Source organism: Pseudomonas silensiensis (genome assembly GCF_050434865.1).
GTDB lineage: Bacteria > Pseudomonadota > Gammaproteobacteria > Pseudomonadales > Pseudomonadaceae > Aquipseudomonas > Aquipseudomonas fluorescens_W.
This window is the reverse complement of sequence record NZ_JBNDJH010000005.1, coordinates 74,679-96,422: the sequence shown is the minus strand read 5'-3', so window position 1 is coordinate 96,422 and position 21,744 is coordinate 74,679. Positions and strand designations below refer to the sequence as shown.

The 21,744-nt window shown below is 59.4% G+C and carries 25 protein-coding genes; 15 read left to right on the top strand and 10 right to left on the bottom strand.

Annotated features, from left to right (window positions below):
- Window positions 1–105: 105 nt before the first annotated feature.
- Window positions 106–531 carry a GNAT family N-acetyltransferase gene (locus QF010_RS08885; RefSeq protein WP_033057018.1) on the top strand — a complete coding sequence of 142 codons (426 nt, stop codon included), beginning with the start codon at window positions 106–108 and terminating at the stop codon, window positions 529–531.
- 24 nt (window positions 532–555) lie between these two features.
- Here QF010_RS08885 and QF010_RS08880 read toward each other — a convergent pair whose 3' ends face one another.
- On the bottom strand, window positions 556–906 hold the full coding sequence (locus QF010_RS08880) for a hypothetical protein (RefSeq protein WP_033057021.1): 351 nt from the start codon (window positions 904–906) through the stop codon (window positions 556–558).
- Between the two features lie 160 nt (window positions 907–1,066).
- On the opposite strand from QF010_RS08880, the gene QF010_RS08875 reads away from it, so the two are divergent.
- The 9 genes from QF010_RS08875 to QF010_RS08835 all read left to right on the top strand — a co-directional run bounded on the left by QF010_RS08875 (window position 1,067) and on the right by QF010_RS08835 (window position 5,966).
- Window positions 1,067–1,315, top strand: a complete 249-nt coding sequence (locus QF010_RS08875; protein ID WP_008154823.1) for a hypothetical protein — start codon at window positions 1,067–1,069, stop codon at window positions 1,313–1,315.
- Between the two features lie 20 nt (window positions 1,316–1,335).
- A complete protein-coding gene (locus QF010_RS08870; protein ID WP_033057023.1) occupies window positions 1,336–1,665 on the top strand; it encodes a DUF6388 family protein in 330 nt (109 codons plus the stop codon).
- 35 nt (window positions 1,666–1,700) lie between these two features.
- The gene (locus QF010_RS08865) at window positions 1,701–2,405 is read left to right on the top strand and encodes a YoaK family protein (protein ID WP_033057024.1); all 705 of its coding nucleotides are present in this window, start codon (window positions 1,701–1,703) and stop codon (window positions 2,403–2,405) included.
- An 89-nt stretch (window positions 2,406–2,494) separates the two neighbouring features.
- Window positions 2,495–2,887: a sulfurtransferase complex subunit TusD gene (tusD, locus tag QF010_RS08860; protein WP_008154829.1), complete on the top strand. Its 393-nt coding sequence runs from the start codon at window positions 2,495–2,497 to the stop codon at window positions 2,885–2,887.
- 1 nt (window position 2,888) lies between these two features.
- Complete coding sequence (gene tusC, locus QF010_RS08855) at window positions 2,889–3,251, top strand: sulfurtransferase complex subunit TusC (RefSeq protein ID WP_033057026.1); 363 nt, start codon at window positions 2,889–2,891, stop codon at window positions 3,249–3,251.
- On the top strand, window positions 3,251–3,544 hold the full coding sequence (gene tusB, locus QF010_RS08850; RefSeq protein ID WP_033057027.1) for a sulfurtransferase complex subunit TusB: 294 nt from the start codon (window positions 3,251–3,253) through the stop codon (window positions 3,542–3,544). The genes tusC and tusB overlap by 1 nt, the downstream gene beginning before the upstream one ends.
- On the top strand, window positions 3,541–3,876 hold the full coding sequence (locus tag QF010_RS08845) for a TusE/DsrC/DsvC family sulfur relay protein (RefSeq protein ID WP_033057029.1): 336 nt from the start codon (window positions 3,541–3,543) through the stop codon (window positions 3,874–3,876). Before tusB ends, QF010_RS08845 begins: the two co-directional genes overlap by 4 nt.
- Complete coding sequence (locus QF010_RS08840; RefSeq protein WP_033057031.1) at window positions 3,873–4,874, top strand: glycosyl transferase family protein; 1,002 nt, start codon at window positions 3,873–3,875, stop codon at window positions 4,872–4,874. Before QF010_RS08845 ends, QF010_RS08840 begins: the two co-directional genes overlap by 4 nt.
- A gap of 90 nt (window positions 4,875–4,964) precedes the next feature.
- Window positions 4,965–5,966, top strand: a complete 1,002-nt coding sequence (locus tag QF010_RS08835) for a glutathione S-transferase family protein (RefSeq protein WP_033057034.1) — start codon at window positions 4,965–4,967, stop codon at window positions 5,964–5,966.
- 169 nt (window positions 5,967–6,135) lie between these two features.
- On the opposite strand, the gene cysG is transcribed toward QF010_RS08835, so the two are convergent.
- The 6 genes from cysG to QF010_RS08805 all read right to left on the bottom strand — a co-directional run bounded on the left by cysG (window position 6,136) and on the right by QF010_RS08805 (window position 13,788).
- Window positions 6,136–7,530, bottom strand: coding sequence for a siroheme synthase CysG (gene cysG, locus QF010_RS08830; RefSeq protein WP_033057037.1), 1,395 nt, complete (start codon window positions 7,528–7,530; stop codon window positions 6,136–6,138).
- The gene (gene serS, locus QF010_RS08825; RefSeq protein WP_033057038.1) at window positions 7,531–8,811 is read right to left on the bottom strand and encodes a serine--tRNA ligase; all 1,281 of its coding nucleotides are present in this window, start codon (window positions 8,809–8,811) and stop codon (window positions 7,531–7,533) included.
- 15 nt (window positions 8,812–8,826) lie between these two features.
- Complete coding sequence (gene crcB, locus QF010_RS08820; protein WP_008154847.1) at window positions 8,827–9,201, bottom strand: fluoride efflux transporter CrcB; 375 nt, start codon at window positions 9,199–9,201, stop codon at window positions 8,827–8,829.
- The gene (locus QF010_RS08815) at window positions 9,201–10,523 is read right to left on the bottom strand and encodes a replication-associated recombination protein A (protein WP_008029505.1); all 1,323 of its coding nucleotides are present in this window, start codon (window positions 10,521–10,523) and stop codon (window positions 9,201–9,203) included. Before QF010_RS08815 ends, crcB begins: the two co-directional genes overlap by 1 nt.
- A gap of 173 nt (window positions 10,524–10,696) precedes the next feature.
- Window positions 10,697–11,320, bottom strand: a complete 624-nt coding sequence (gene lolA / locus QF010_RS08810; protein ID WP_008154853.1) for an outer membrane lipoprotein periplasmic chaperone LolA — start codon at window positions 11,318–11,320, stop codon at window positions 10,697–10,699.
- Between the two features lie 65 nt (window positions 11,321–11,385).
- Window positions 11,386–13,788, bottom strand: coding sequence for a DNA translocase FtsK (locus QF010_RS08805; protein ID WP_033057041.1), 2,403 nt, complete (start codon window positions 13,786–13,788; stop codon window positions 11,386–11,388).
- A gap of 295 nt (window positions 13,789–14,083) precedes the next feature.
- Between QF010_RS08805 and trxB the strand changes: the two genes are divergently transcribed.
- The 4 genes from trxB to infA all read left to right on the top strand — a co-directional run bounded on the left by trxB (window position 14,084) and on the right by infA (window position 16,883).
- On the top strand, window positions 14,084–15,043 hold the full coding sequence (gene trxB, locus QF010_RS08800; protein WP_033057043.1) for a thioredoxin-disulfide reductase: 960 nt from the start codon (window positions 14,084–14,086) through the stop codon (window positions 15,041–15,043).
- A gap of 64 nt (window positions 15,044–15,107) precedes the next feature.
- Window positions 15,108–15,788 (top strand): leucyl/phenylalanyl-tRNA--protein transferase, encoded by a 681-nt coding sequence (gene aat / locus QF010_RS08795; RefSeq protein WP_033057045.1) that lies wholly within the window; start codon window positions 15,108–15,110, stop codon window positions 15,786–15,788.
- Between the two features lie 57 nt (window positions 15,789–15,845).
- Window positions 15,846–16,553, top strand: coding sequence for an arginyltransferase (locus tag QF010_RS08790; protein WP_033057048.1), 708 nt, complete (start codon window positions 15,846–15,848; stop codon window positions 16,551–16,553).
- A 111-nt stretch (window positions 16,554–16,664) separates the two neighbouring features.
- Window positions 16,665–16,883, top strand: a complete 219-nt coding sequence (gene infA, locus QF010_RS08785; RefSeq protein ID WP_002553999.1) for a translation initiation factor IF-1 — start codon at window positions 16,665–16,667, stop codon at window positions 16,881–16,883.
- A gap of 249 nt (window positions 16,884–17,132) precedes the next feature.
- Here infA and clpA read toward each other — a convergent pair whose 3' ends face one another.
- A complete protein-coding gene (clpA, locus tag QF010_RS08780; RefSeq protein ID WP_033057050.1) occupies window positions 17,133–19,403 on the bottom strand; it encodes an ATP-dependent Clp protease ATP-binding subunit ClpA in 2,271 nt (756 codons plus the stop codon).
- 30 nt (window positions 19,404–19,433) lie between these two features.
- Window positions 19,434–19,796, bottom strand: a complete 363-nt coding sequence (clpS, locus tag QF010_RS08775; RefSeq protein ID WP_027925124.1) for an ATP-dependent Clp protease adapter ClpS — start codon at window positions 19,794–19,796, stop codon at window positions 19,434–19,436.
- 225 nt (window positions 19,797–20,021) lie between these two features.
- On the opposite strand from clpS, the gene QF010_RS08770 reads away from it, so the two are divergent.
- The gene (locus tag QF010_RS08770) at window positions 20,022–20,300 is read left to right on the top strand and encodes a cold shock domain-containing protein (RefSeq protein ID WP_429510553.1); all 279 of its coding nucleotides are present in this window, start codon (window positions 20,022–20,024) and stop codon (window positions 20,298–20,300) included.
- A gap of 75 nt (window positions 20,301–20,375) precedes the next feature.
- On the opposite strand, the gene icd is transcribed toward QF010_RS08770, so the two are convergent.
- Window positions 20,376–21,632 (bottom strand): NADP-dependent isocitrate dehydrogenase, encoded by a 1,257-nt coding sequence (gene icd, locus QF010_RS08765; RefSeq protein ID WP_010458895.1) that lies wholly within the window; start codon window positions 21,630–21,632, stop codon window positions 20,376–20,378.
- Window positions 21,633–21,744: the final 112 nt, after the last annotated feature.

Below are 21,744 nucleotides of genomic sequence, written 5' to 3'. Positions count from 1 at the left end.
AGACATCTGCGCGCGAACAACGGTTCCACCTGACGACTGGAACAACGACCAGGTGACGCGATAGGCTTGGTAATGTTTTCCACCCCGGCCATAAGGAAATAGCTGATGACCCTGCGAATCGAACGGTCGCAAAACCCCACGGATGAAGAGCGCCAGGCGATCCTGCTGCCGTTGCGCGCCTATAACGCCGCAAAGGCCGGTGTCTCGACGCAGGAGCCCATTGCCTTGCTGGTGCGTGACGAAAGCGGCGAGATTCTCGGTGGGCTTCACGGTCGAGTGTTTTACCAATGGTTGTACATCGACCTGCTGTCGGTGCCGGAACAGGCCCGGGGACAGGGCATGGGCACAAAGCTGATGCAGATGGCCGAGGACCTGGCACGAGAGAAAGAATGCGTGGGGATCTGGCTCGACACCTTCGACTTCCAGGCGCCGGAGTTCTACCAGAAGCTCGGCTACAGCGAGTTAGGCCAGATCGCTGACTACCCGCCGGGCCACAAGCGCTTCTTTTTCCAGAAGCGCCTGACTTACTGATCCCACAGGGATACTGCATCGGCCTCAGAGGCAGGTCGCCAACGCCGCCAGTCGGCGCTTGGCGACAAAGTCGTCATGCTGCGCGTAATAATTCAGCACGGTGGCGGAAGCGTCGGTCTTCACGTCCACAAAGGACTCTGCCGAGCGCGTGTAAACGGTGGTGCCGCCCTTCTCGCCAGGCTGCAAATACGCGCCGGCATCGACACCGAACACCGCCTCGTCCTGCCAGGAAAACTGCACACACTGGGCGACGACTTTTTCCGGTTTGTCCGACGTCAGGGTTTTGTACGGGGTTCCAGTGCGGGCGTCGTTCATCGTCGAGCCCGCGCATCCCGCCAGCAACGTTACGGCCAGCGCCACCATCAGAATTCGCATTGCGTTCGCTCATCAAGAAAAAGCGGACTGTATCACCGCGGCACGGCGTATCGTTCTGCTTTACTTCATTTATACCGCGACACCGAGTGACGATTCGCGCACCCTGTCGCGCCATTAACGCCGCATCGCCCGTTTTCCGGGCTCATTTTCTGGAAAGGTCATGACACCCAACGCCGAATATTACAAACCGACCGCTGAATATGCCGACAAGCTGATCAGCCAGATCGGTCAGACGCCATCCTGGATCGCCAAGCGAATTGGCGTCACCGACAAGCGGATCCGTTACATCCTCGACGGCGAAAGAACCGTCAAAGGTGAAACCACGCCGATTCAAATGACCTATCCCGAGCAGTTTGCCCTCGAATGCCTGGCAGCAGCGGCCAAGGCCAGCAAGAAGCAGTCTTCGTAACCCAGCCTCAAGGAGCGACCATGGCGGCAACCGAACAGCAACACGAGCAAGCGTTGAAGAGGTTTCTCGATGAGCGCCCGGAACTGCGCGTCGAACTCGACAACCTCAACCCGCTGTTGGCTCAGGCCAAGGGCGAGACCGCGGCGCAGTACCGCGAGGAGCGCTTGCATGAAGCCTTCGAAGCCGAGGCCGAGCGTCTGGGATTGTTTGCCTGGGAGCTGACGCTGCAACTGACTGCCGCGACGGCCGAGGACTATCAGGCACAGCGCCTGGAAGTGCACAAGGAAGTGGCCGAGATGGCCGGTATGGACTGGCTGGAGTATTGCGAGTTATATGGATTGAGTAAGTGACCATTTCGGTCGCTGCCTGAGGACGACCTTCGCTGATGTTGCCATCCCTCTCAACTGAACGCGCCAGTCCTGGCCATCTGCATACCCGCAAATGGCGCGGACGCATTGGCATGTCGCTGGTGGCCAGCCTTTCGGTGCTCGCGGGCATGACCGACGCCATCGGCTTCATGGCCAGCGGCGATTTTGTCTCGTTCATGAGCGGCAACACCACCCGCCTCGCCGTCGCCATCAGCGACGGCGACCTGGGCCTGACCTTGCGCCTGGTGATCCTCGTCGGCACCTTCATCGTCGGCAACGCCTTGGGAATTGTCGTCAGCCGCCTCGGCGGTCGCCGCGCGCTGCCCTTGCTGCTGTGCATCGCCACGCTGCTCTGCGGTGCCGCCGCCTGGCCCTACGACGAACAATTGCCAGCGCTGTTGGCGGCAATCATCGCCATGGGCATGCTCAATGCCGCCGTGGAAGAAGTGAACGGCCTGCCAGTCGGCCTGACCTACGTCACCGGAGCCCTGTCGCGCTTCGGTCGTGGGCTGGGACGCTGGATGCTCGGCGAACGGCGCAACGGTTGGCGCGTGCAACTGATCCCCTGGACCGGAATGTTTGCCGGCGCGGTACTCGGTGCCGTGCTGGAACATCACCTGGGGCTCAAGGCGTTGTTTGTCAGCGGTCTGCTGGCCGGCGCGGTCGGGCTGCTGTCGCTGAAAATCCCGCGGCGCTGGCAGCTGGGTTACATGCCACGCTGAATCTTGTGTGGCCCGCACAGACAACATCGATTTAGCCGCCCCGGCGATAAAGCTTTATCATGGCCGCAGTTTTACTGATCGAGTCCGTCATGAAGTTCGCCATCGCGCTGTTTTCCGCCGCCCATGCGCCCTCCTCGCGCCGCGCCCTGCTGTTCGCACAGGCTGCGCTGGCCGGCGGGCATGAGATTGTCCGGCTGTTTTTCTATCAGGACGGCGTCTACAACGCCTCTGGCAGTGTGGTCACGCCGCAGGATGAGCAGGACTTGCCCAAGCAATGGCGCAACTTCGTCACCGAGCATCAACTGGACGGTGTCGTGTGTATCGCGGCCGCCCTGCGTCGTGGCGTGCTGAACGAAGAAGAAGCCGGGCGCTATCAGCGTGAAGCCGTGGCGGTGGGCGCGCCGTGGGAATTGTCTGGTCTGGGCCAGTTGCATGACGCGGTGCAGGACGCTGACCGCCTGATCTGTTTCGGAGGCGCATGAGATGCCTAAATCCTTGCTGATTATCAGCCGTCAGGCGCCCTGGTCCGGGCCGAGTGCGCGGGAAGCGCTGGACATCGTGCTGGCCGGCGGTGCCTTTGATCTGCCGATCGGTTTGCTGTTTCTCGATGACGGGGTGTTCCAGCTCGCCACGAAACAGGATGCCAAGGCCCTCCAGCAGAAGGACCTGAGCGCCAACCTGCAAGCCTTGCCGATGTTCGGCGTCGACGAGCTGTTTGTCTGTGGCGACAGTGCCGCTGAACGCGGCCTGGACCCGGTCGGTTTATCGCTTGAAGAAGCCCAGGTGCTGGCCGCCCACGAAATCACCGCACTTATTGACCGTTACGACCAGGTGATCACCCTCTGATGTCGACTTTGCATGTGTTGTCTCATTCCCCGTTCGGCGACGATCGCCTGACCAGTTGCCTGCGCTTGTTGGGCGCTGGCGATGCGCTGCTGCTGACTGGCGACGCTGCCTATGCGTTGCAACCGGGCACCGCGCCGTTCAATGCGCTGAACGCCCGCAATCTGAAACTGTTCGTACTGGCCGAAGACGCCAAGGCTCGCGCGCTGGAGATTCCTGACACGGTCACGGCCATCGATTACCCGGCCTTCGTCGAGCTGTCGATTCACTACGACAAGGTCAACAGTTGGCTATGAACTCCCTGACGGTCGGCGCCCGCGCCATCGAGTTGGACAAGGACGGTTTCCTGGTGGAACTGAGCGATTGGTCCTTTGAGGTGGCCAGCGCCCTGGCCGCCGCCGAAGACATCGAGTTGAGCCCCGAACACTGGGAAATCCTCGAACTGCTGCGCAGTTTCTATGCCGAATTCCAGTTGTCGCCGGCCACTCGTCCGCTGATCAAGTACACCGCGCTGAAGCTGGGCCCGGACAAGGGCAACAGCCTGCACCTGAACCGATTGTTCAAAGGCACCCCTGCCAAACTCGCCGCGAAACTGGCGGGCCTGCCCAAACCGACGAATTGCTTATGACCGACTACCCAGCGCTTACCCTCGAAACACCCGCCGAACACCCGTTCGCCCAATTCGTGCGCATCCTCGGCAAAGGCAAACGCGGCGCCCGCGACTTGACCCGCGAGGAAGCCCGGGTCGCCATGGGCATGGTGCTCGACCACAAGGTCGAAGACACCCAGCTCGGCGCCTTCCTGATGCTGTTGCGGCACAAGGAAGAAAGCGCTGAGGAAATGGCCGGGTTCACCGAAGCGTTGCGTGAACGTTTGCAGGCACCGACGTTGAATGTGGATCTGGACTGGCCAACCTACGCCGGCAAGAAACGTCATCTGCCGTGGTATCTGCTGGCGGCCAAGTGCCTGGCGCAGAACGGCGTGCGCGTTTTCATGCATGGCGGCGGCGCGCACACCGCGGGTCGGCTCTATAGCGAACAATTGCTGGATGAGTTGAAAATTCCGTTGTGCCGCGACTGGCAGCAGGTCGGCGAGGCGCTCGATAACGGCGGTCTGGCCTTCATGCCGCTTGTGGATTGGGCGCCCCAACTTCAGCGCATGATCGACCTGCGCAATACATTGGGCCTGCGCTCGCCAATCCATTCCCTGACGCGGATTCTCAATCCGCTGGGCGCTCGCTGTGGCCTGCAAAGCATTTTCCACCCTGGCTACCAAGCGGTGCATCGCGATGCCAGCGGCTTGCTCGGGGACACCGCAATCGTGGTCAAGGGCGACGGCGGCGAAATCGAGATCAACCCGGACGCCGACAGCCACTTGTACGGCACCACGGGCGGCGAAAGCTGGGACGAGGAATGGCCGCAGCTGTCGAGCCAGCGTCACGTCAAACCGGCCACCCTCGATCCCGAACATCTGAAAGCGGTGTGGCGTGGTGACGTGGTCGACAGCTATCCGCAAATGGCGCTGATCTCGACCATGGCCCTGGCCTTGCGTGGCCTTGGTCAAACTCGTGAGCAAGCCTTCGAAACCGCCCAGCAGTATTGGGATGCTCGGGACAAATCGATTTAACCGATCATAAGCGCCAAACCTTTGCGCTTTTTTATCGAACCTATGCGAATAGACTCCTCTCCAACGCTTATTGGCTGAGGAGTCTTGAACATGGGTTTGTTAGTTGAAGGTCGCTGGCATGACCAGTGGTACGAAAGCGGCAAGGACGGTACGTTCCAGCGTGAACAAGCGCAGCGTCGTAACTGGCTGACCGTCGACGGCAAGCCTGGCCCGACCGGTGTCGGTGGCTTTGCGGCCGAGGCCGGTCGCTATCATCTCTATGTGTCCCTCGCCTGCCCGTGGGCTCACCGCACGCTGATCCTGCGCAAACTCAAAGGTCTCGAAAGCCTGATCGATGTGTCAGTGGTCAGTTGGCTGATGCTGGAAAACGGCTGGACCTTCGACCAGAACCTCGGATCGACCGGGGACAAGCTCGATCACTTCAATTTCATGCACCAGCGCTACACCGCCGATACCGCCGACTACACCGGCCGCGTCACCGTGCCGGTGCTCTGGGACAAACAGCAGAATCGCATCGTCAACAATGAATCGGCGGAGATCATCCGCATGTTCAATGGCGCCTTCGATGATTTGACGGGGAATGACCTGGATTTCTACCCGGCACCGCTGCGAGGCGAGATCGATGCGCTGAACGAACGGATTTATCCGGCGGTGAACAATGGCGTGTATCGCGCCGGGTTTGCTACGTCGCAGCAGGCATATGAAGAGGCGTTCGACGGGTTGTTCGAGGAGCTTGATCGACTGGAACAGCTATTGGGCGCCAATCGTTACCTGACGGGTGAATACCTGACCGAAGCTGACATTCGGCTGTTCACTACGTTGATTCGCTTTGATGCGGTGTATTACGGGCACTTCAAGTGCAACCTGCGGCGGATCGCCGACTATCCGAACCTGTCGAACTGGCTGCGGGAGATTTATCAGTGGCCGGGGATTGCCGAGACGGTGGACTTTACCCACATCAAGAATCACTACTACGGCAGCCACAAGACCATCAATCCGACCGGGATCGTACCTAAAGGGCCTGCGCAGGAATTCACAGCACCGCATGATCGCGAGCGGTTGAGCGGGAAAGGGGTTTGGCGCAGGGCCTGAGAACACACTCTGACCTGAGAGTGCTCGCGATCCATTGTGGCGAGGGAGCTTGCTCCCGCTGGGCTGGGCAGCAGCCCTAAAATCCCCACCAGACTCTTTCTGATAGACCGCAAAACCGGAATTGGGGGTCGCTTCGCGACCCAGCGGGAGCAAGCTCCCTCGCCACAGCTCAGACTTGTGCCTGAGCGCCCTCGAACCACGCCAGTTTCTCGCGCAATTGCACCACTTCCCCAACGATCACCAGCGTCGGCGCATGCACTTCATGCTCCGCCACCAGGCTTGGCAAATCAGCCAACGTACCGGTAAACACCCGCTGATTAACGGTGGTGCCCTGCTGGATCAACGCCGCTGGCGTATCCGCCGCGCGACCATGCTTGATCAACTGCTCGCAGATGATCGGCAAGCCCACCAACCCCATGTAAAACACCAGGGTTTGCGCCGGCGCGACCAGGTCGGCCCACGGCAAATCGGTGGAACCGTCCTTCAGGTGCCCGGTGACAAAACGCACAGACTGCGCGTAATCACGGTGAGTCAGCGGAATCCCGGCATACGCCGCGCAACCGCTGGCGGCCGTGATACCCGGCACCACCTGGAACGGGATGCCATGGGCCGCCAGCTCTTCGATCTCTTCACCGCCGCGACCGAAGATGAACGGATCACCGCCCTTCAACCGCACGACCCGCTTGCCTTGCTTGGCCAAATCCACCAATTGCTGGTTGATCTGATCCTGAGGCACGGCGTGTTCGGCGCGACGCTTGCCGACGTAAATACGCTCGGCATCGCGACGGCACAAATCCAGAATCGCCGGCGCCACCAAGCGGTCATACAGCACCACATCGGCTTGCTGCATCAAGCGCAAGGCACGGAAGGTCAACAGGTCGGGATCACCCGGGCCGGCGCCCACCAAGTAGACTTCGCCCGTTGCATTCGGCGCTTCACCGGCAATTTTCGCCAGCATCAAGCGCTCGGCTTCGGCGCCCTGCCCGGCCAGTTGCCGGTCGGCAATCGGGCCCTGGAACACGTCTTCCCAGAACGCCCGACGCTGCTGCACATCCGGGAACAGGTGTTTGACCTGGCTGCGAAAACGCGCGGCCAGGCCGGCCAGTTGACCGTAGGTGGAAGGAATCCAGGTTTCCAGTTTGGCGCGGATCAACCGCGCCAGCACCGGCGCATCGCCGCCGCTGGAAACCGCTACGATCAAAGGAGAACGGTCGACAATCGCCGGGAAGATCACGCTGCACAACGCTGGCGCGTCCACCACATTGACCGGTACACAACGCCGATGGGCATCGGCGGAGACTTGCGCGTTCAGCGGTTCGTCGTCGGTGGCGGCGATGATCAGCCCGCAACCGTCCAGGTCCGACTCAACGTAGCCTCGCACCAGACACTCACCACCACTGCCGGCAACCAGTTCGCGCAGTTGCGGTTCGATTTCAGGTGCGACCACCCGCAGCAGCGCACCGGCTTCGGCCAGCAGACGGGATTTGCGCAAGGCAATCTCCCCCCCGCCGACGACCAAGACACGACTGCCGCGAAGGTTATGGAACAGCGGCAGATAGTCCATTTAGCCGATGACCTCAAGGCCACCCATGTACGGTTTCAGCACGTCTGGCACACGGATCGAACCGTCGGCTTGCTGATAGTTTTCCAGCACTGCCACCAGGGTACGACCGACCGCCAGGCCGGAACCGTTCAGGGTGTGAACCAGTTCAGGCTTGCCGGTTTCCGGGTTACGGAAACGCGCTTGCATGCGACGGGCCTGGAAGTCGCCGCAGTTGGAGCACGACGAAATCTCGCGGTATTTGTCCTGGCTCGGGATCCACACTTCCAGGTCGTAGGTCTTGACCGCGCTGAAGCCCATGTCGCCGGTGCACAGCGCAATGGTGCGGTATGGCAGCTCGAGCAATTGCAGGACTTTTTCAGCGTTGGCCGTCAGGCCTTCCAGCGCTTCCATCGAAGTCGACGGCTCAACGATCTGGACCATTTCAACCTTGTCGAACTGGTGCTGACGGATCATGCCGCGCGTATCGCGACCCGAGGCACCCGCCTCACTGCGGAAGCATGGGGTGTGGGCGACGAACTTGATCGGCAGCAGTTTCGAATCGACGATTTCGCCAGCGACGATGTTGGTCAGCGACACTTCGGCGGTCGGAATCAGGTACAGATCGGCTTCGCCTTCGCGAGCGATCTTGAACAGGTCTTCTTCGAATTTCGGCAACTGACCGGTGCCTTGCAGCGCCGGCGCTTGAACCAGATAAGGCGTGTACGCCTCTTCGTAACCGTGTTCGCTGGTGTGCAGGTTGATCATGAACTGCGCCAGGGCGCGGTGCATACGAGCAATCGGGCCACGCAACAGGGCGAAACGGGCGCCGGACAGCTTGGCGGCGGTTTCGAAGTCAAGCCAGCCGAATTTCTCGCCCAGGGCGACGTGGTCCAGAACCGGGAAGTCGAACGCAGTCGGGGTGCCCCAGCGGCGCACTTCGACGTTGCCGTCTTCGTCATCACCGATCGGCACGGATTCGTGCGGCAGGTTCGGGATGCCGAGCAGAATCGAATCCAGATCGGTCTGGATCGCGTCCAGCTCGACTTTACCGGCGCTCAATTCGTTCGCCATGCGCTCGACGTCGGCCATCAGCGGTGCGATGTCTTCGCCGCGCTGCTTGGCCTGGCCGATGGATTTGGAGCGCGCGTTACGATCAGCCTGCAGTGCTTCGGTGCGGGTCTGGACGGTCTTGCGCTGTTCTTCCAGCGCTTCGATGCGCGCAACATCCAGCGTGTAGCCACGGGATGCCAGGCGGTCCGCTACGTCCTGAAGGTTGCTACGTAACAGTTTGGAATCGAGCATGTCGGTCTCTCGTTATCAAAGTTTGGTCAAGGACAGGCCAGCCCAGGTAGCGAGCAGCCCACCGAATACGCTGATGGCAGCATAGACAAAAGCCAGCGGTATTTGCCCGGTTTCCAGCAGACGAACCGTATCCAGTGAAAAAGATGAAAAAGTCGTCAGCCCCCCGAGGAAGCCGACCATCAACCCGGCGCGCACCTCAATCGGCACCTCCGGGCGTACTAAAAACAGACCGTATAGAACGCCGATCAGCAAACAGCCGACGATATTAACGGCCAGCGTCGCGGTATAGAAGTGCCGCGGCCAATTAGCGTTGATCCAGTTACCCGTGGCAAAGCGTAAAAGCGTTCCGGCGATACCGCCCACAGAAACGGCAACGATCAAAGGGATCACTATTTTCTCCGCTGCCGGGGGCTGAGACGGTCCAGTTGCGCGAGGTGATTGAGCTTCTCGCCGATTTTCAGTTCCAGGCCACGCGGCACCGGCTGATAGAACGGTTGTGGCTCGAGTTCTTCCGGGAAATAGTCTTCGCCAGCGGCGTAAGCGTCCGGCTCATCGTGGGCGTAACGGTATTCGTCGCCATAACCCAGTTGCTTCATCAACTTGGTCGGCGCGTTGCGCAGGTGCAGCGGCACTTCCAGCGAACCGTGTTCGGTGGCGCTGCGCATGGCGGCTTTGAAACCCATGTACACCGCGTTGCTTTTCGGCGCGCAGGCCAGATAGGTGATGGCCTGAGCCACCGCCAATTCGCCTTCCGGGCTGCCGAGGCGCTCTTGCACTTCCCACGCCGCCAGGCACAGGCTCAAGGCGCGGGGGTCGGCGTTGCCGATGTCTTCGCTGGCCATGCGCACCACGCGCCGGGCCAGGTACAACGGATCGCAACCGCCGTCGATCATGCGGGCGAACCAGTACAGCGCGCCGTCGGGGTTGGAGCCGCGCACCGATTTGTGCAACGCGGAAATCTGGTCGTAAAACGCTTCGCCGCCCTTGTCGAAACGTCGACGGGTATCACCCAGCAGGCTTTGCAGCAGATCGACGCCGATCTCGCTGTTGTCTTCAGCCAGGTCCGAGGCATTTTCCAGCAGGTTGAGCAGCCGCCGGCCATCGCCATCGGCGGCCGACAGCAGCATCTGGAAGCCTTCATCGCTGAGGGTCAATTGCCGCTTGCCCAGGCCGCGCTCTTCGGTCAGCGCGCGATGCACCAGTTTGCGCAGGGCCGCTTCATCGAGGCTTTTGAGCACGTAGACGCGCGCCCGGGAGAGCAACGCGTTGTTGAGTTCGAACGAAGGGTTTTCAGTGGTTGCGCCGATGAAAATCAGCGTACCGTCTTCGACGTATGGCAGGAACGCATCCTGCTGGGACTTGTTGAAGCGATGCACTTCATCGACGAACAGGATGGTCCGCTTGCCGTACTGTCCGGCTTGCTGCTTGGCGATTTCCACCGCCTGACGGATTTCCTTCACGCCGGCCAGTACCGCCGAAACCGTTTCGAAGTGCGCATCCGAGACTTCCGCCAGCAGCCGCGCCAGTGTGGTTTTCCCCACACCCGGCGGGCCCCAGAAAATCATCGAATGCAGGGCACCCTGCTCCAGGGCTTCGCGCAAAGGCTTGCCGCGAGCGAGCACGTGTTCCTGACCGACGTACTCGTCCAGATTGGCGGCACGCAGGCGTGCTGCCAAAGGTTGAGCGATCGGGGCACTGCGAAACAGGTCCATCACGTGCGGTTAAAACCTCGCTTTATTACGCAGTTCTCAAGTCTGGCGAAATCCTGTGGCGAGGGAGCTTGCTCCCGCTGGACTGCGCAGCAGTTCCATTTTTTGGGGGCGCTTCGCGCCCCAGCGGGAGCAAGCTCCCTCGCCACACAAGCCCGCTCTCACTGGTTTGCGTTTTACTCTTGAATCACATCGGCACCCTTGGGGATGTCGAACTTGAACTTGGACGCCGGGATCGGCTCGTTGGCCTTGACGCCGGTGAACAGGATGTTGGTGCGCTGACCGACGCTGTCGATCATTTGCATGTCGTTGACCAAGCCATTGCGGAACGACAGGCGCAGGCTGTCGAACAGGGTGTCCTTGGTTTTCGGCTTCAAGGTGAAGTCGATCACGCCACCGGCTTCCTTGGCGCTGATGTCGAAGCTCTGGCTGATCTTGGACACGTCACCGGACAGCAGCAACGCCGGGGTCTGGGTCAGGCGCTGGTCGAGGTTCTTGATGGTGGCCTGCTCCAGGTCCGGATCCCACAACGTCACCTTCTTGCCGTCGGAGACCATGGTTTGTTCGGCCGGCGCATTGGTGTGCCAGTAAAACAGGCCAGGACGCTGCAAGGACATTTCACCCGCGGTTTCCTGCAACTGGGTGCCGCTGCCGTCGAGGGTCAGCTGGGAGAAACGCGCGGTCAGTGTCTGGGATTTTTCCAGCAGTTGGGTCAGACGTGCCACGTCCTTGTCATCGGCGTGGGCCGAGAGCGTGGTCAAAGCCAAAACCGGCAGCAACAGCATGCGGATAAGACGCATGGGAGTCCTCATAACATTCGTGGGGGTGCGATGGCGCGTCATTACGCCACCGCGTTTCAATCAATTCAGTCGCGTACCGGGCCCGGAGCCAGGACTTCACGCGAACCGTTGGTGTTCATGGACGTCACGACCCCGGCCATTTCCATGGCTTCGATCATGCGCGCGGCGCGGTTGTAGCCGATTTTCAGCTTGCGCTGAACCGCAGAGATGGACGCACGACGGCTTTCCAGTACGAACTGCACCGCTTCGTCGTAGAGCGCATCGGACTCACTGTCTTCGTCGCCACCGCTGCCGCCTTCAAAGCCGCTACCCGGCTCTTCGACACCGGCGAGAATCTCGTCGTTGTACTCCGGCGCGCCGCGCAGTTTCCAGGCTTCGACCACCCGGTGAACCTCGTCATCGGACACAAAGGCGCCGTGGACACGAATCGGCAGACTGGTGCCCGGCGGCATGTAGAGCATGTCACCGTGGCCCAACAGTTGTTCGGCGCCACCCTGGTCGATGATGGTCCGGGAGTCGATCTTGCTCGACACCTGGAACGCCATACGCGTCGGAATGTTGGCCTTGATCAGACCGGTGATCACGTCAACCGACGGACGCTGGGTCGCGAGGATCAAGTGGATACCGGCAGCACGGGCCTTCTGGGCGATACGGGCGATCAGTTCTTCAACCTTCTTGCCGACGATCATCATCATGTCGGCGAATTCGTCCACCACCACGACAATCGTCGGCAGCTTGGTCAGCAGCGGCGCTTCGTCGTGAATGCTTTCGCGCTTGTACAACGGATCGGTCAACGGCGTACCGGCGTCCTGGGCTTCCTTGACCTTGGCATTGAAGCCCGACAGGTTACGCACGCCCATTTTCGCCATCAGTTTGTAGCGACGCTCCATCTCCGCCACGCTCCAGCGCAGGGCGTTGGCGGCGTCCTTCATGTCGGTCACGACCGGGCACAACAGGTGCGGAATGCCTTCGTAGATCGACAGCTCAAGCATTTTCGGGTCGATCATGATCAGCTTGGCGTCTTCCGGGCCGGACTTGAACAGGATCGACAGGATCATCGCGTTCACGCCCACCGATTTACCGGAACCGGTCGTACCGGCTACCAGCAAGTGAGGCATCTTCGCCAGGTCGGTGATGACCGGCTTGCCACCAATGTCGTGACCCAGGGCCAAGGTAACCGGCGACTTGAAGTTGTCGTACTCGGGGGTCGACAGCACTTCGGAGAAGCGCACGATCTGGCGGTCTTCGTTAGGAATCTCGATACCGACGGTGGTCTTGCCCGGAATCACTTCCACCACCCGCACGCTGGTCACGGCGAGGGAGCGTGCAAGGTCTTTCGCCAGGTTGGAGATACGGCTGACCTTGACGCCCGCCGCTGGCTGGATTTCGTAACGGGTAATCACCGGGCCCGGGTGAATCGAATCCACCGAGACTTCGACGCCGAATTCCTTGAGCTTGATTTCCAGCAAATGGCCGACCGCAGCCAGGGATTCAGGCGAATAATTGAGTTGTTTCTTTTCTGCCGGGTCGAGAATCGAGATCGGCGGCAAGGTGCCTTCGACGGCGCTGTCGACGAACAACGGCGCCTGTTTCTCTTTTTCCACGCGCTTGCTGGGCGCCGTGGGCTTGGGCGGCGCAGGGGCAATCACCGGCGGCACCTGCTTCTCGCGGTCAGACATGTGTTTGCTCAGGGCCTGCTCGCGCTCGATCAGGCGCTCCTTGACCTTGGCCTGCTCGCGTTTGTCGGTGACGGTCGGCGCCACCACGTCATGCATGCGGTCGTCGACTTCACGTAATTGAGCAACCAATTGTTTGCGCTCGACACGGGCCGCCCACCAGCGATTGGCCGCGCCCTGGAACAATTCGAACAGGTCGAGGGTGATCTTGCCGGTGAGGTCCATCACTTTGAACCACGATAGGTCGGTGAACACCGTCAGGCCAAACAGGAACAACGCGATGAACAACAGCGTGCTGCCCTGGATATTCAGGGCGTTCCTGGCCAGATCGCCAAGGCTTTCGCCCAAAGCGCCGCCAGCGCCGGCCGGCAGACCAGTCGCGGCGTGGAAATGGATATGGGCCAGGGCCGCGCCCGAGAGCACCAGGAACACCAGGCCGATCAGGCGCCAGGAGAACAGCCAGCCGCTCCACTCCCACTGCTCGTGGCGTTGGCGAAAGATTTGATAAGCCTTGATCGCCAGCAACAGCGGGAAGATGTAGGCGAAGTAACCCAACACCATGAACAGGATGTCGGCGCTGTAGGAGCCGACCGGTCCGCCGAAGTTCTGCACATCGTCGATCTTGCTGTTATGGCTCCAGCCCGGATCGTCCTTGCCGTAGGTCAACAAGGCCATCATCAGGAACAGGCACAAGCCGCCGATGGCGATCAATGCACCTTCCTTGAGCCGGTAGTGCAATTGCTGGCGCCAGAGCGGAACGACTGTTTTTGGTGCTGCGGTGGATTTCTTCAAAACGCTTCTTTTCCTGCGCCCATGGCGCGTCCATCTGTTGAATGACTATAAAAAACTGCCCATTCCAGGCAGGTAAAAAAGTTAACAGGCGTAACTGGGACTACTTTTAACACTACGCTCCGGTTTTTATAAACACGGCGCGTCGCGAATATTCTGTAACAAGTACGCATTGTACGGGTTTGTTCGTCCGATGCCATGCTTGAAACCCAAGGTGTAGCATAGCCAACAGCACATTACGCACGGTTCAATTTGAGCATGCATTCTCTTTTGTGACAAAGGCTTATGAGGTGTTTTTATGAGCGAAGCGAAGCATTCCCGCCTGATCATTCTGGGTTCCGGCCCCGCCGGTTACAGCGCGGCCGTTTATGCTGCCCGCGCCAACCTCAAACCCGTTGTCATTACCGGAATACAGGCAGGTGGCCAGCTCACCACCACCGTCGAAGTCGACAATTGGCCTGGTGATGTCGAAGGCCTCACCGGACCGGTGCTGATGGAGCGCATGCAAAAACACGCTGAGCGCTTTCATACAGAGATCGTTTACGACCACATCCACACTGCCAAGTTGCAACAGCGCCCGTTCGAACTTATCGGCGACGGTGGCACTTACACCTGTGACGCGCTGATTATCGCCACCGGCGCCTCGGCGCAATACCTGGGGCTGCCATCGGAAGAGACATTTGCCGGCAGAGGGGTTTCGGCTTGCGCGACGTGCGACGGTTTCTTCTACCGAAATCAGGTGGTTGCGGTCGTGGGCGGCGGCAATACGGCGGTTGAAGAAGCGCTGTACCTGTCGAACATCGCCAAGGAAGTTCACCTGATTCACCGGCGCGACAAGTTGCGCTCGGAGAAGATTCTTCAGGACAAGCTCTTCGAAAAAGCCGCCAAAGGTAATATCCGCCTGCACTGGAACCAGAATCTGGATGAGGTACTGGGCGATGCCGGCGGTGTGACCGGCGCCCGCCTGCGGGACAGCCACACTGGCGAAACCCGTGAATTGCCGCTGACCGGCGTGTTCATCGCTATCGGCCACAAACCCAACACCGACCTGTTCGAAGGTCAGCTGCCAATGCGTAACGGCTATCTGCTGGTCAAGGGCGGCAGCGAAGGCGACGCTACCAGCACCGAAATCCCGGGCGTGTTTGCCGCCGGCGACGTGGCCGATCACGTTTACCGTCAGGCCGTCACCTCTGCCGGGGCCGGCTGCATGGCCGCGCTGGACGCCGAGAAGTATCTCGACGACATTCCAGTCGTTTGACGGCACACTTCACGGTGGGCCCACCCACCCACCACTGCCCTCCCCTTCTGCAAGCCCGGATGCCATGCTGACTTGGTTACAACGCAACACCCTGACCTTCCCGCCCCTGGAAAAAGCCATGCGCGATCCCAACGGGTTGTTGGCCGCGGGCGGCGATCTGTCCGCCGATCGTCTGATTCAGGCCTATCGCCACGGCTGTTTTCCGTGGTTCTCGGAAGGCCAGCCGATTCTCTGGTGGTCGCCGGATCCACGCACCGTACTGTTTCCCGACGAACTGCATGTCTCGCGCAGCCTGAACAAGCTGTTGCGTCAGCAACGCTATCAAGTGACCTTTGATCAGGATTTTGCCGCGGTCATCCGCGCCTGCGCCGCGCCACGGGACTACGCAGACGGCACCTGGATCACGGAAGCCATGCAGAACGCCTACCTCGAGCTGCACAGGCGCGGCTACGCCCATTCGGTGGAAGTCTGGGACCAGGGCGAACTGGTCGGCGGGCTCTATGGCCTGGCGATGGGTCAACTGTTTTTCGGCGAATCCATGTTCAGCCGCGCCGACAACGCCTCTAAATATGGTTTTGCCACACTGGTCCGACATCTGAAAGACTCAGGCTTTGTGCTGATCGACTGCCAGATGCCTACCGACCATCTGCACAGCCTCGGCGCCGGGGCGATTCCCCGCCGCGAGTTTGCCGACTACCTGGCGCGGCATCTGGACCAACCCAGCCGCGCAACCTGGGTTTGCTGAGCGACTTTGGCGCGTGTGGCTTACACTTAATTCAAAACCTTATTCCGAGGGTTGATCATGACCGAGTTGGCGCGTTTGAAGTTCTATGCCACTCAGCCCCACTCTTGCAGTTATCTGCCCGAGGAGCAGGCCACGACCTTGTTCCTCGACCCTAGTCAGCCCATGGATGTGCATGTCTATGCAGACCTGTCTGAAATGGGTTTCCGTCGTAGCGGCGATCATCTTTACCGGCCTCATTGCCAGAATTGCAATGCGTGCGTACCGGCGCGCATCCCTGTGGCGCAGTTTTCACCCAACCGCCAGCAGAAACGCATCTTCAAACGCAACGTCGACCTGCAGGTGCGCCCTGCCAGGCCGCAATTCAGCGAAGAGTATTTCGACCTTTATCAGCGCTATATCGAACAGCGTCACGCCGATGGCGATATGTACCCGCCCAGTCGCGACCAGTTTGCGACGTTCCTGGTACGTGACCTGCCGTTTTCCCGATTCTACGAATTCCGCCTCGAAGGACGACTGGTGGCGGTGGCCGTCACTGACTTGCTGCCGAACGGTCTGTCGGCGGTCTACACCTTCTACGAGCCCACCGAAGAACGCCGCAGCCTGGGGCGGTATGCAATTCTCTGGCAAATCGCCGAGGCTGAGCGCCTGGGACTGGACGCCGTCTATCTGGGTTACTGGATCAAAAACTGCAAAAAGATGAGCTACAAGACTCAATATCGCCCTATCGAACTGCTGATTAATCAGCGCTGGGTCATCCTGAACTAGAGCACGCCGTAAACCCCTTGGCTTAAACCCCATTTTTCGGGCACAATGCACGCCGCTTTTGCCTGGCGCAGTTGCACCGGGCCATTCATTGGACACCGAGGGCTTTACTGCATGTCGAAAGAAGACAGCTTCGAAATGGAAGGCACTGTCGTCGACACCCTGCCCAACACCATGTTTCGTGTGGAGTTGGAAAATGGGCACGTCGTAACCGCGCATATCTCCGGCAAGATGCGCAAGAACTACATTCGTATTCTTACCGGCGACAAAGTGCGCGTCGAGCTGACGCCCTATGACTTGAGCAAAGGGCGCATCACTTACCGCGCTCGCTAATCAAGTCAATACAAAACGCCCGGTTTATGCCGGGCGTTTTTGTGTGCGCGTGATTTTATGCCGCACACGGACAATGTGGGAGCGAGCTTGCTCGCGATAGCGGATTGTCATTCAACATTGATTTCGACTGAACCGCCGCCATCGTCGGAACGCCGCCCGGAGCAAGCTCGCTCCCACAGGGGATCAATGTAGATCTGACAGACAGCAAAAAGGCGCCTTTCGGCGCCTTTTGCTTTGTCGCGGTTAACGTCAGGCCATTTCAGCCGTGGTCTCGAAGTCGAAGGTCAGCTCGCCGTCCTTGAGATCGATGTGAACCACGCCACCATGGTCGGCCAGTTCGCCAAAGAGAATCTCTTCCGCCAGCGGACGCTTGATCTTGTCCTGAATCAAACGCGCCATTGGACGAGCGCCCATTGCCGTGTCGTAGCCTCCCACTGCCAGCCAGCCGCGCGCCGCGTCCGTCACTTCCAGCTGCACGCGCTTGTCTTCCAGCTGCGCCTGAAGCTCGGTAAGGAACTTGTCCACCACGCTTTTGATGACCTCATGGCTGAGGCGACCAAACTGGATAATGGTGTCCAGACGGTTGCGGAACTCTGGCGTGAAGCTCTTCTTGATCACTTCCATCGCATCGGACGAGTGGTCCTGATGGGTGAAACCGATCGAAGCACGAGCGGCCGTTTCGGCACCGGCGTTGGTCGTCATGATGACGATCACGTTACGGAAGTCCGCCTTGCGCCCGTTGTTATCGGTCAGCGTACCGTGGTCCATCACCTGCAGCAGCAGGTTGAAGACTTCCGGATGCGCCTTCTCGATCTCATCGAGCAACAGCACGCAGTGAGGCTGCTTGGTGATGGCTTCGGTCAGCAGACCGCCCTGGTCGAACCCGACATAGCCTGGAGGCGCACCGATCAGACGCGATACGGTGTGGCGCTCCATGTACTCGGACATGTCGAAACGAACCAGTTCGATACCCAACGCCTTGGCCAGCTGACGTGCCGCTTCGGTTTTACCGACACCGGTAGGCCCTGCGAACAGGAACGAACCGACTGGCTTGTCAGGCGACTTGAGGCCGGCACGGGACAGTTTGATCGCGGTCGACAGCGAGTCGATTGCGGCATCCTGGCCAAATACTGTCAGCTTCAGGTCACGCTCAAGGTTACGCAGCAGCTCTTTGTCGGAACTGGTGACGTGCTTAGGCGGAATCCGCGCGATTTTCGCGACGATGTCCTCGACCTGAGGCACTTCGATGCGTTTCACGCGTTTCTCGATTGGCTGCAGACGCTGGTAGGCGCCCGCCTCGTCGATGACGTCGATGGCTTTGTCCGGCATGTGCCGGTCATTGATGTAGCGCGAGGCCAGTTCAGCCGCCGCACGCAACGCTTCATCGCTGTATTCGATGTTGTGGTGCGCTTCGAAACGACCTTTCAGGCCGCGCAGGATGCCAATGGTGTCTTCCACCGAAGGTTCCGACACGTCGACCTTCTGGAAGCGCCGGGCCAAAGCACGGTCCTTCTCGAAGATCCCGCGGAATTCCTGGAACGTGGTCGAACCGATGCAACGGATATCACCCGACGACAGCAGCGGCTTGAGCAGGTTCGAGGCATCCATGACCCCACCGGACGCGGCACCCGCACCAATGATGGTGTGGATTTCGTCGATGAACAGGATCGCCTGCGGACGTTTTTTCAGCTCATTGAGCAACGCCTTGAAGCGCTTCTCGAAATCGCCGCGGTATTTGGTCCCGGCCAGCAAGGCCCCCAGATCGAGGGAATACACCACGCTGTTGGCCAGCAAGTCCGGCACCTGGTTGTCGACAATGCGTTTGGCCAGGCCTTCGGCAATCGCGGTTTTACCCACGCCCGCCTCGCCCACCAACAGCGGATTGTTTTTGCGACGACGCGCCAGGATCTGCGCAACGCGCTCGACTTCCAGCTCACGGCCTACCAATGGATCGATTCGACCCTGGCGCGCGAGTTCGTTGAGGTTGCTGGCATAAGCATCCAGAGGATTGCCTGAAGAAGAAGACTCACCGCCCTCGTCGTCCTGCATATCTTGTTCACCTTCAGAGTGATCGCCATGCCCCGGCACTTTGGAAATGCCGTGTGCGATGTAGTTGACGACATCGATGCGCGCAACGCTCTGCTGTTTCAGCAGGAACACTGCCTGACTCTCTTGCTCACTGAAGATCGCGACCAGTACGTTGGCGCCAGTCACTTCGCGTTTGCCCGAGCTCTGTACGTGAAAGACAGCACGTTGCAGAACACGCTGGAAGCCCAGGGTTGGCTGGGTCTCACGATCCTCGTCATGAACGGGGATCAATGGCGTGGTGGAGTCGATGAACTCCTGCAGATCGTGCTTGAGTTTGTCGAGGTTTGCGCCGCAGGCACGCAAAACGGTGGCGGCAGCCTCATTGTCCAATAGGGCCAGCAGGAGGTGTTCGACGGTCATGAATTCATGACGCTTCGATCGGGCCTCCTTGAAGGCAAGATTGAGGGTGACTTCGAGCTCGCGGTTTAACATAGCTTCACCTCATACCCAAGTGGTCGGCGATTAACCGTCCTTCTCGATTTCACAGAGTAGCGGATGCTGGCTTTCCCTGGCGTACTGGTTGACCTGCATGGCCTTAGTCTCGGCGATGTCGCGGGTAAACACTCCACATACTGCCCGTCCTTCTGTGTGGACGGCCAGCATGACCTTGGTCGCCAGCTCGCGATTCAGGTTAAAAAACACCTCGAGCACTTCGACGACGAAATCCATCGGTGTGTAGTCATCATTGAACAAAACCACCTTGTACATCGGCGGCGCCTGTAAAGCAGGCTTTGCCTCCTGAACAGCAATGCCTGCGGAATCGTCGTCGTGTGAATCAGGGTGATCCTGATTGAATGTTAGTCGAATCTGGCTGATTGCATGCATGGAAAGAAAGGTTCGTCAGTTGTGCAAATACAGTGGTGGGGGCGGCTATGGACGATTTCAACTCCGACTGCCCGGTCACCTTGACTATCGGGAAAACGGTGTTACAACCAATAGAGCCCACAGTGGGTAAAAAAGGTCCGCGGAGTCAATCTTATTTCCAGGAAATGACTGCGGATGAACTGGATGATACTCCAGTGATGGAGTCTGTTGCAGAGGGATATGGGTATGTCAGTCGGTAAGGTGAAATGGTTCAACAATGCCAAGGGGTTCGGTTTCATTAACACCGACGCCAGAGAAGGCCGTGACGAAGACGGTCATCTTATTGATTTCTTTGCCCACTATTCGGCCATTGAAATGAACGGATACAAGACTCTCAAGGCCGGGCAACTCGTAAGCTTCGAGATCGTCCAGGGCCCCAAAGGGCTGCACGCGGTCAAGATCGGGGCTGTCACGACCGAGAACGAACAGGCCGCTGTCCCCCAGCAAGAAACGGTGTCAAGCTGACGCAACCCGTCATCCAGTCATAAAAAAACCGCCCGAAGGCGGTTTTTTTAATGCTGATTCGCTTACATATGCGGCTTACATATGCGAGATGAGCGCATCACCAAACGCAGACGAAGACAGCAGCTTCGCGCCTTCCATCAAACGGTGGAAGTCATAGGTCACAGTCTTGGCCGAAATCGCGCCGTTGGTACCCTTGATGATCAGATCAGCCGCTTCAGTCCAGCCCATGTGACGCAGCATCATCTCTGCGGACAGGATCAGGGAACCCGGGTTGACCTGGTCCTTGCCAGCGTACTTCGGCGCAGTGCCGTGGGTCGCTTCGAACATCGCAATGGTGTCAGACAGGTTGGCACCCGGTGCGATACCGATACCACCCACTTCCGCCGCCAGGGCGTCGGAGAGGTAGTCGCCGTTCAGGTTCAGGGTCGCGATCACATCGTATTCGGCCGGGCGCAGCAGGATCTGCTGGAGCATGGCGTCGGCGATGGCATCTTTGACGATAACGTTCTTGCCGGTTTTCGGGTTTTTGAACTGCATCCACGGCCCGCCATCGAGCAGGGTCGCGCCGAACTCTTCAGCCGCCACTTCGTAGGCCCATTCCTTGAAGGCACCTTCGGTGAACTTCATGATGTTGCCTTTGTGCACGATAGTCAGCGAGTCGCGGTCGTTGTCGACCACATACTGCAGCGCTTTTCGCGCCAGACGCTTGGTGCCTTGCAGCGAAACCGGCTTGATGCCGATACCGCAGTTTTCGTCGAAACGGATCTTGGTGACGCCCATTTCATCTTTAAGGAACTTGATGACTTTGGTCGCTTCTGGCGAACCGGCTTTCCATTCGATACCGGCGTAAATGTCTTCCGAGTTCTCACGGAAGATCGTCATGTCGACGTCGCCTGGCTTCTTGACCGGGCTAGGCACGCCTTCGAACCAGCGCACTGGGCGCAGGCAGACATAAAGGTCGAGTTGCTGACGCAGGGCCACGTTCAGGGAACGGATGCCGCCACCGACCGGGGTGGTCAGAGGGCCCTTGATGGAAACCACGTAATCCTTGACCGCGTCCAGGGTTTCCTGAGGTAGCCAGGTGTCCTGATCGTAAACCTGAGTCGCTTTTTCCCCGGCGTAGACTTCCATCCAGGAAATTTTGCGCTCGCCGCCGTAAGCCTTCTTAACAGCAGCATCGACAACCTTGATCATGACCGGGCTGATATCAACGCCAATACCATCACCTTCGATGAAGGGGATGATCGGGTTGTTAGGAACATTGAGAGAATGGTCCGCGTTGACGGTGATTTTGTCGCCGACTGCTGGAACCTGAATCTTCTTGTATCCCATGCTGAACTCCATTGTTTGGATTGAACATCTGGCTTCGTTCGAGCGTACCCCAGTTAAATCGGCACGCAAACCCTCTGTTCCAACCATCTGCCGCAAAGCTGCACAGTTCGCG

Coding starts and splice junctions, on each gene's coding strand:
- QF010_RS08885 (WP_033057018.1), top strand. CDS start 106: ATGACCCTGCGAATCGAACGGTCGCAAAACCCCACGGATGAAGAGCGC.
- QF010_RS08880 (WP_033057021.1), bottom strand. CDS start 906: ATGCGAATTCTGATGGTGGCGCTGGCCGTAACGTTGCTGGCGGGATGC.
- QF010_RS08875 (WP_008154823.1), top strand. CDS start 1,067: ATGACACCCAACGCCGAATATTACAAACCGACCGCTGAATATGCCGAC.
- QF010_RS08870 (WP_033057023.1), top strand. CDS start 1,336: ATGGCGGCAACCGAACAGCAACACGAGCAAGCGTTGAAGAGGTTTCTC.
- QF010_RS08865 (WP_033057024.1), top strand. CDS start 1,701: ATGTTGCCATCCCTCTCAACTGAACGCGCCAGTCCTGGCCATCTGCAT.
- tusD (WP_008154829.1), top strand. CDS start 2,495: ATGAAGTTCGCCATCGCGCTGTTTTCCGCCGCCCATGCGCCCTCCTCG.
- tusC (WP_033057026.1), top strand. CDS start 2,889: ATGCCTAAATCCTTGCTGATTATCAGCCGTCAGGCGCCCTGGTCCGGG.
- tusB (WP_033057027.1), top strand. CDS start 3,251: ATGTCGACTTTGCATGTGTTGTCTCATTCCCCGTTCGGCGACGATCGC.
- QF010_RS08845 (WP_033057029.1), top strand. CDS start 3,541: ATGAACTCCCTGACGGTCGGCGCCCGCGCCATCGAGTTGGACAAGGAC.
- QF010_RS08840 (WP_033057031.1), top strand. CDS start 3,873: ATGACCGACTACCCAGCGCTTACCCTCGAAACACCCGCCGAACACCCG.
- QF010_RS08835 (WP_033057034.1), top strand. CDS start 4,965: ATGGGTTTGTTAGTTGAAGGTCGCTGGCATGACCAGTGGTACGAAAGC.
- cysG (WP_033057037.1), bottom strand. CDS start 7,530: ATGGACTATCTGCCGCTGTTCCATAACCTTCGCGGCAGTCGTGTCTTG.
- serS (WP_033057038.1), bottom strand. CDS start 8,811: ATGCTCGATTCCAAACTGTTACGTAGCAACCTTCAGGACGTAGCGGAC.
- QF010_RS08815 (WP_008029505.1), bottom strand. CDS start 10,523: ATGGACCTGTTTCGCAGTGCCCCGATCGCTCAACCTTTGGCAGCACGC.
- lolA (WP_008154853.1), bottom strand. CDS start 11,320: ATGCGTCTTATCCGCATGCTGTTGCTGCCGGTTTTGGCTTTGACCACG.
- trxB (WP_033057043.1), top strand. CDS start 14,084: ATGAGCGAAGCGAAGCATTCCCGCCTGATCATTCTGGGTTCCGGCCCC.
- aat (WP_033057045.1), top strand. CDS start 15,108: ATGCTGACTTGGTTACAACGCAACACCCTGACCTTCCCGCCCCTGGAA.
- QF010_RS08790 (WP_033057048.1), top strand. CDS start 15,846: ATGACCGAGTTGGCGCGTTTGAAGTTCTATGCCACTCAGCCCCACTCT.
- infA (WP_002553999.1), top strand. CDS start 16,665: ATGTCGAAAGAAGACAGCTTCGAAATGGAAGGCACTGTCGTCGACACC.
- clpA (WP_033057050.1), bottom strand. CDS start 19,403: ATGTTAAACCGCGAGCTCGAAGTCACCCTCAATCTTGCCTTCAAGGAG.
- clpS (WP_027925124.1), bottom strand. CDS start 19,796: ATGCATGCAATCAGCCAGATTCGACTAACATTCAATCAGGATCACCCT.
- QF010_RS08770 (WP_429510553.1), top strand. CDS start 20,022: ATGTCAGTCGGTAAGGTGAAATGGTTCAACAATGCCAAGGGGTTCGGT.
- icd (WP_010458895.1), bottom strand. CDS start 21,632: ATGGGATACAAGAAGATTCAGGTTCCAGCAGTCGGCGACAAAATCACC.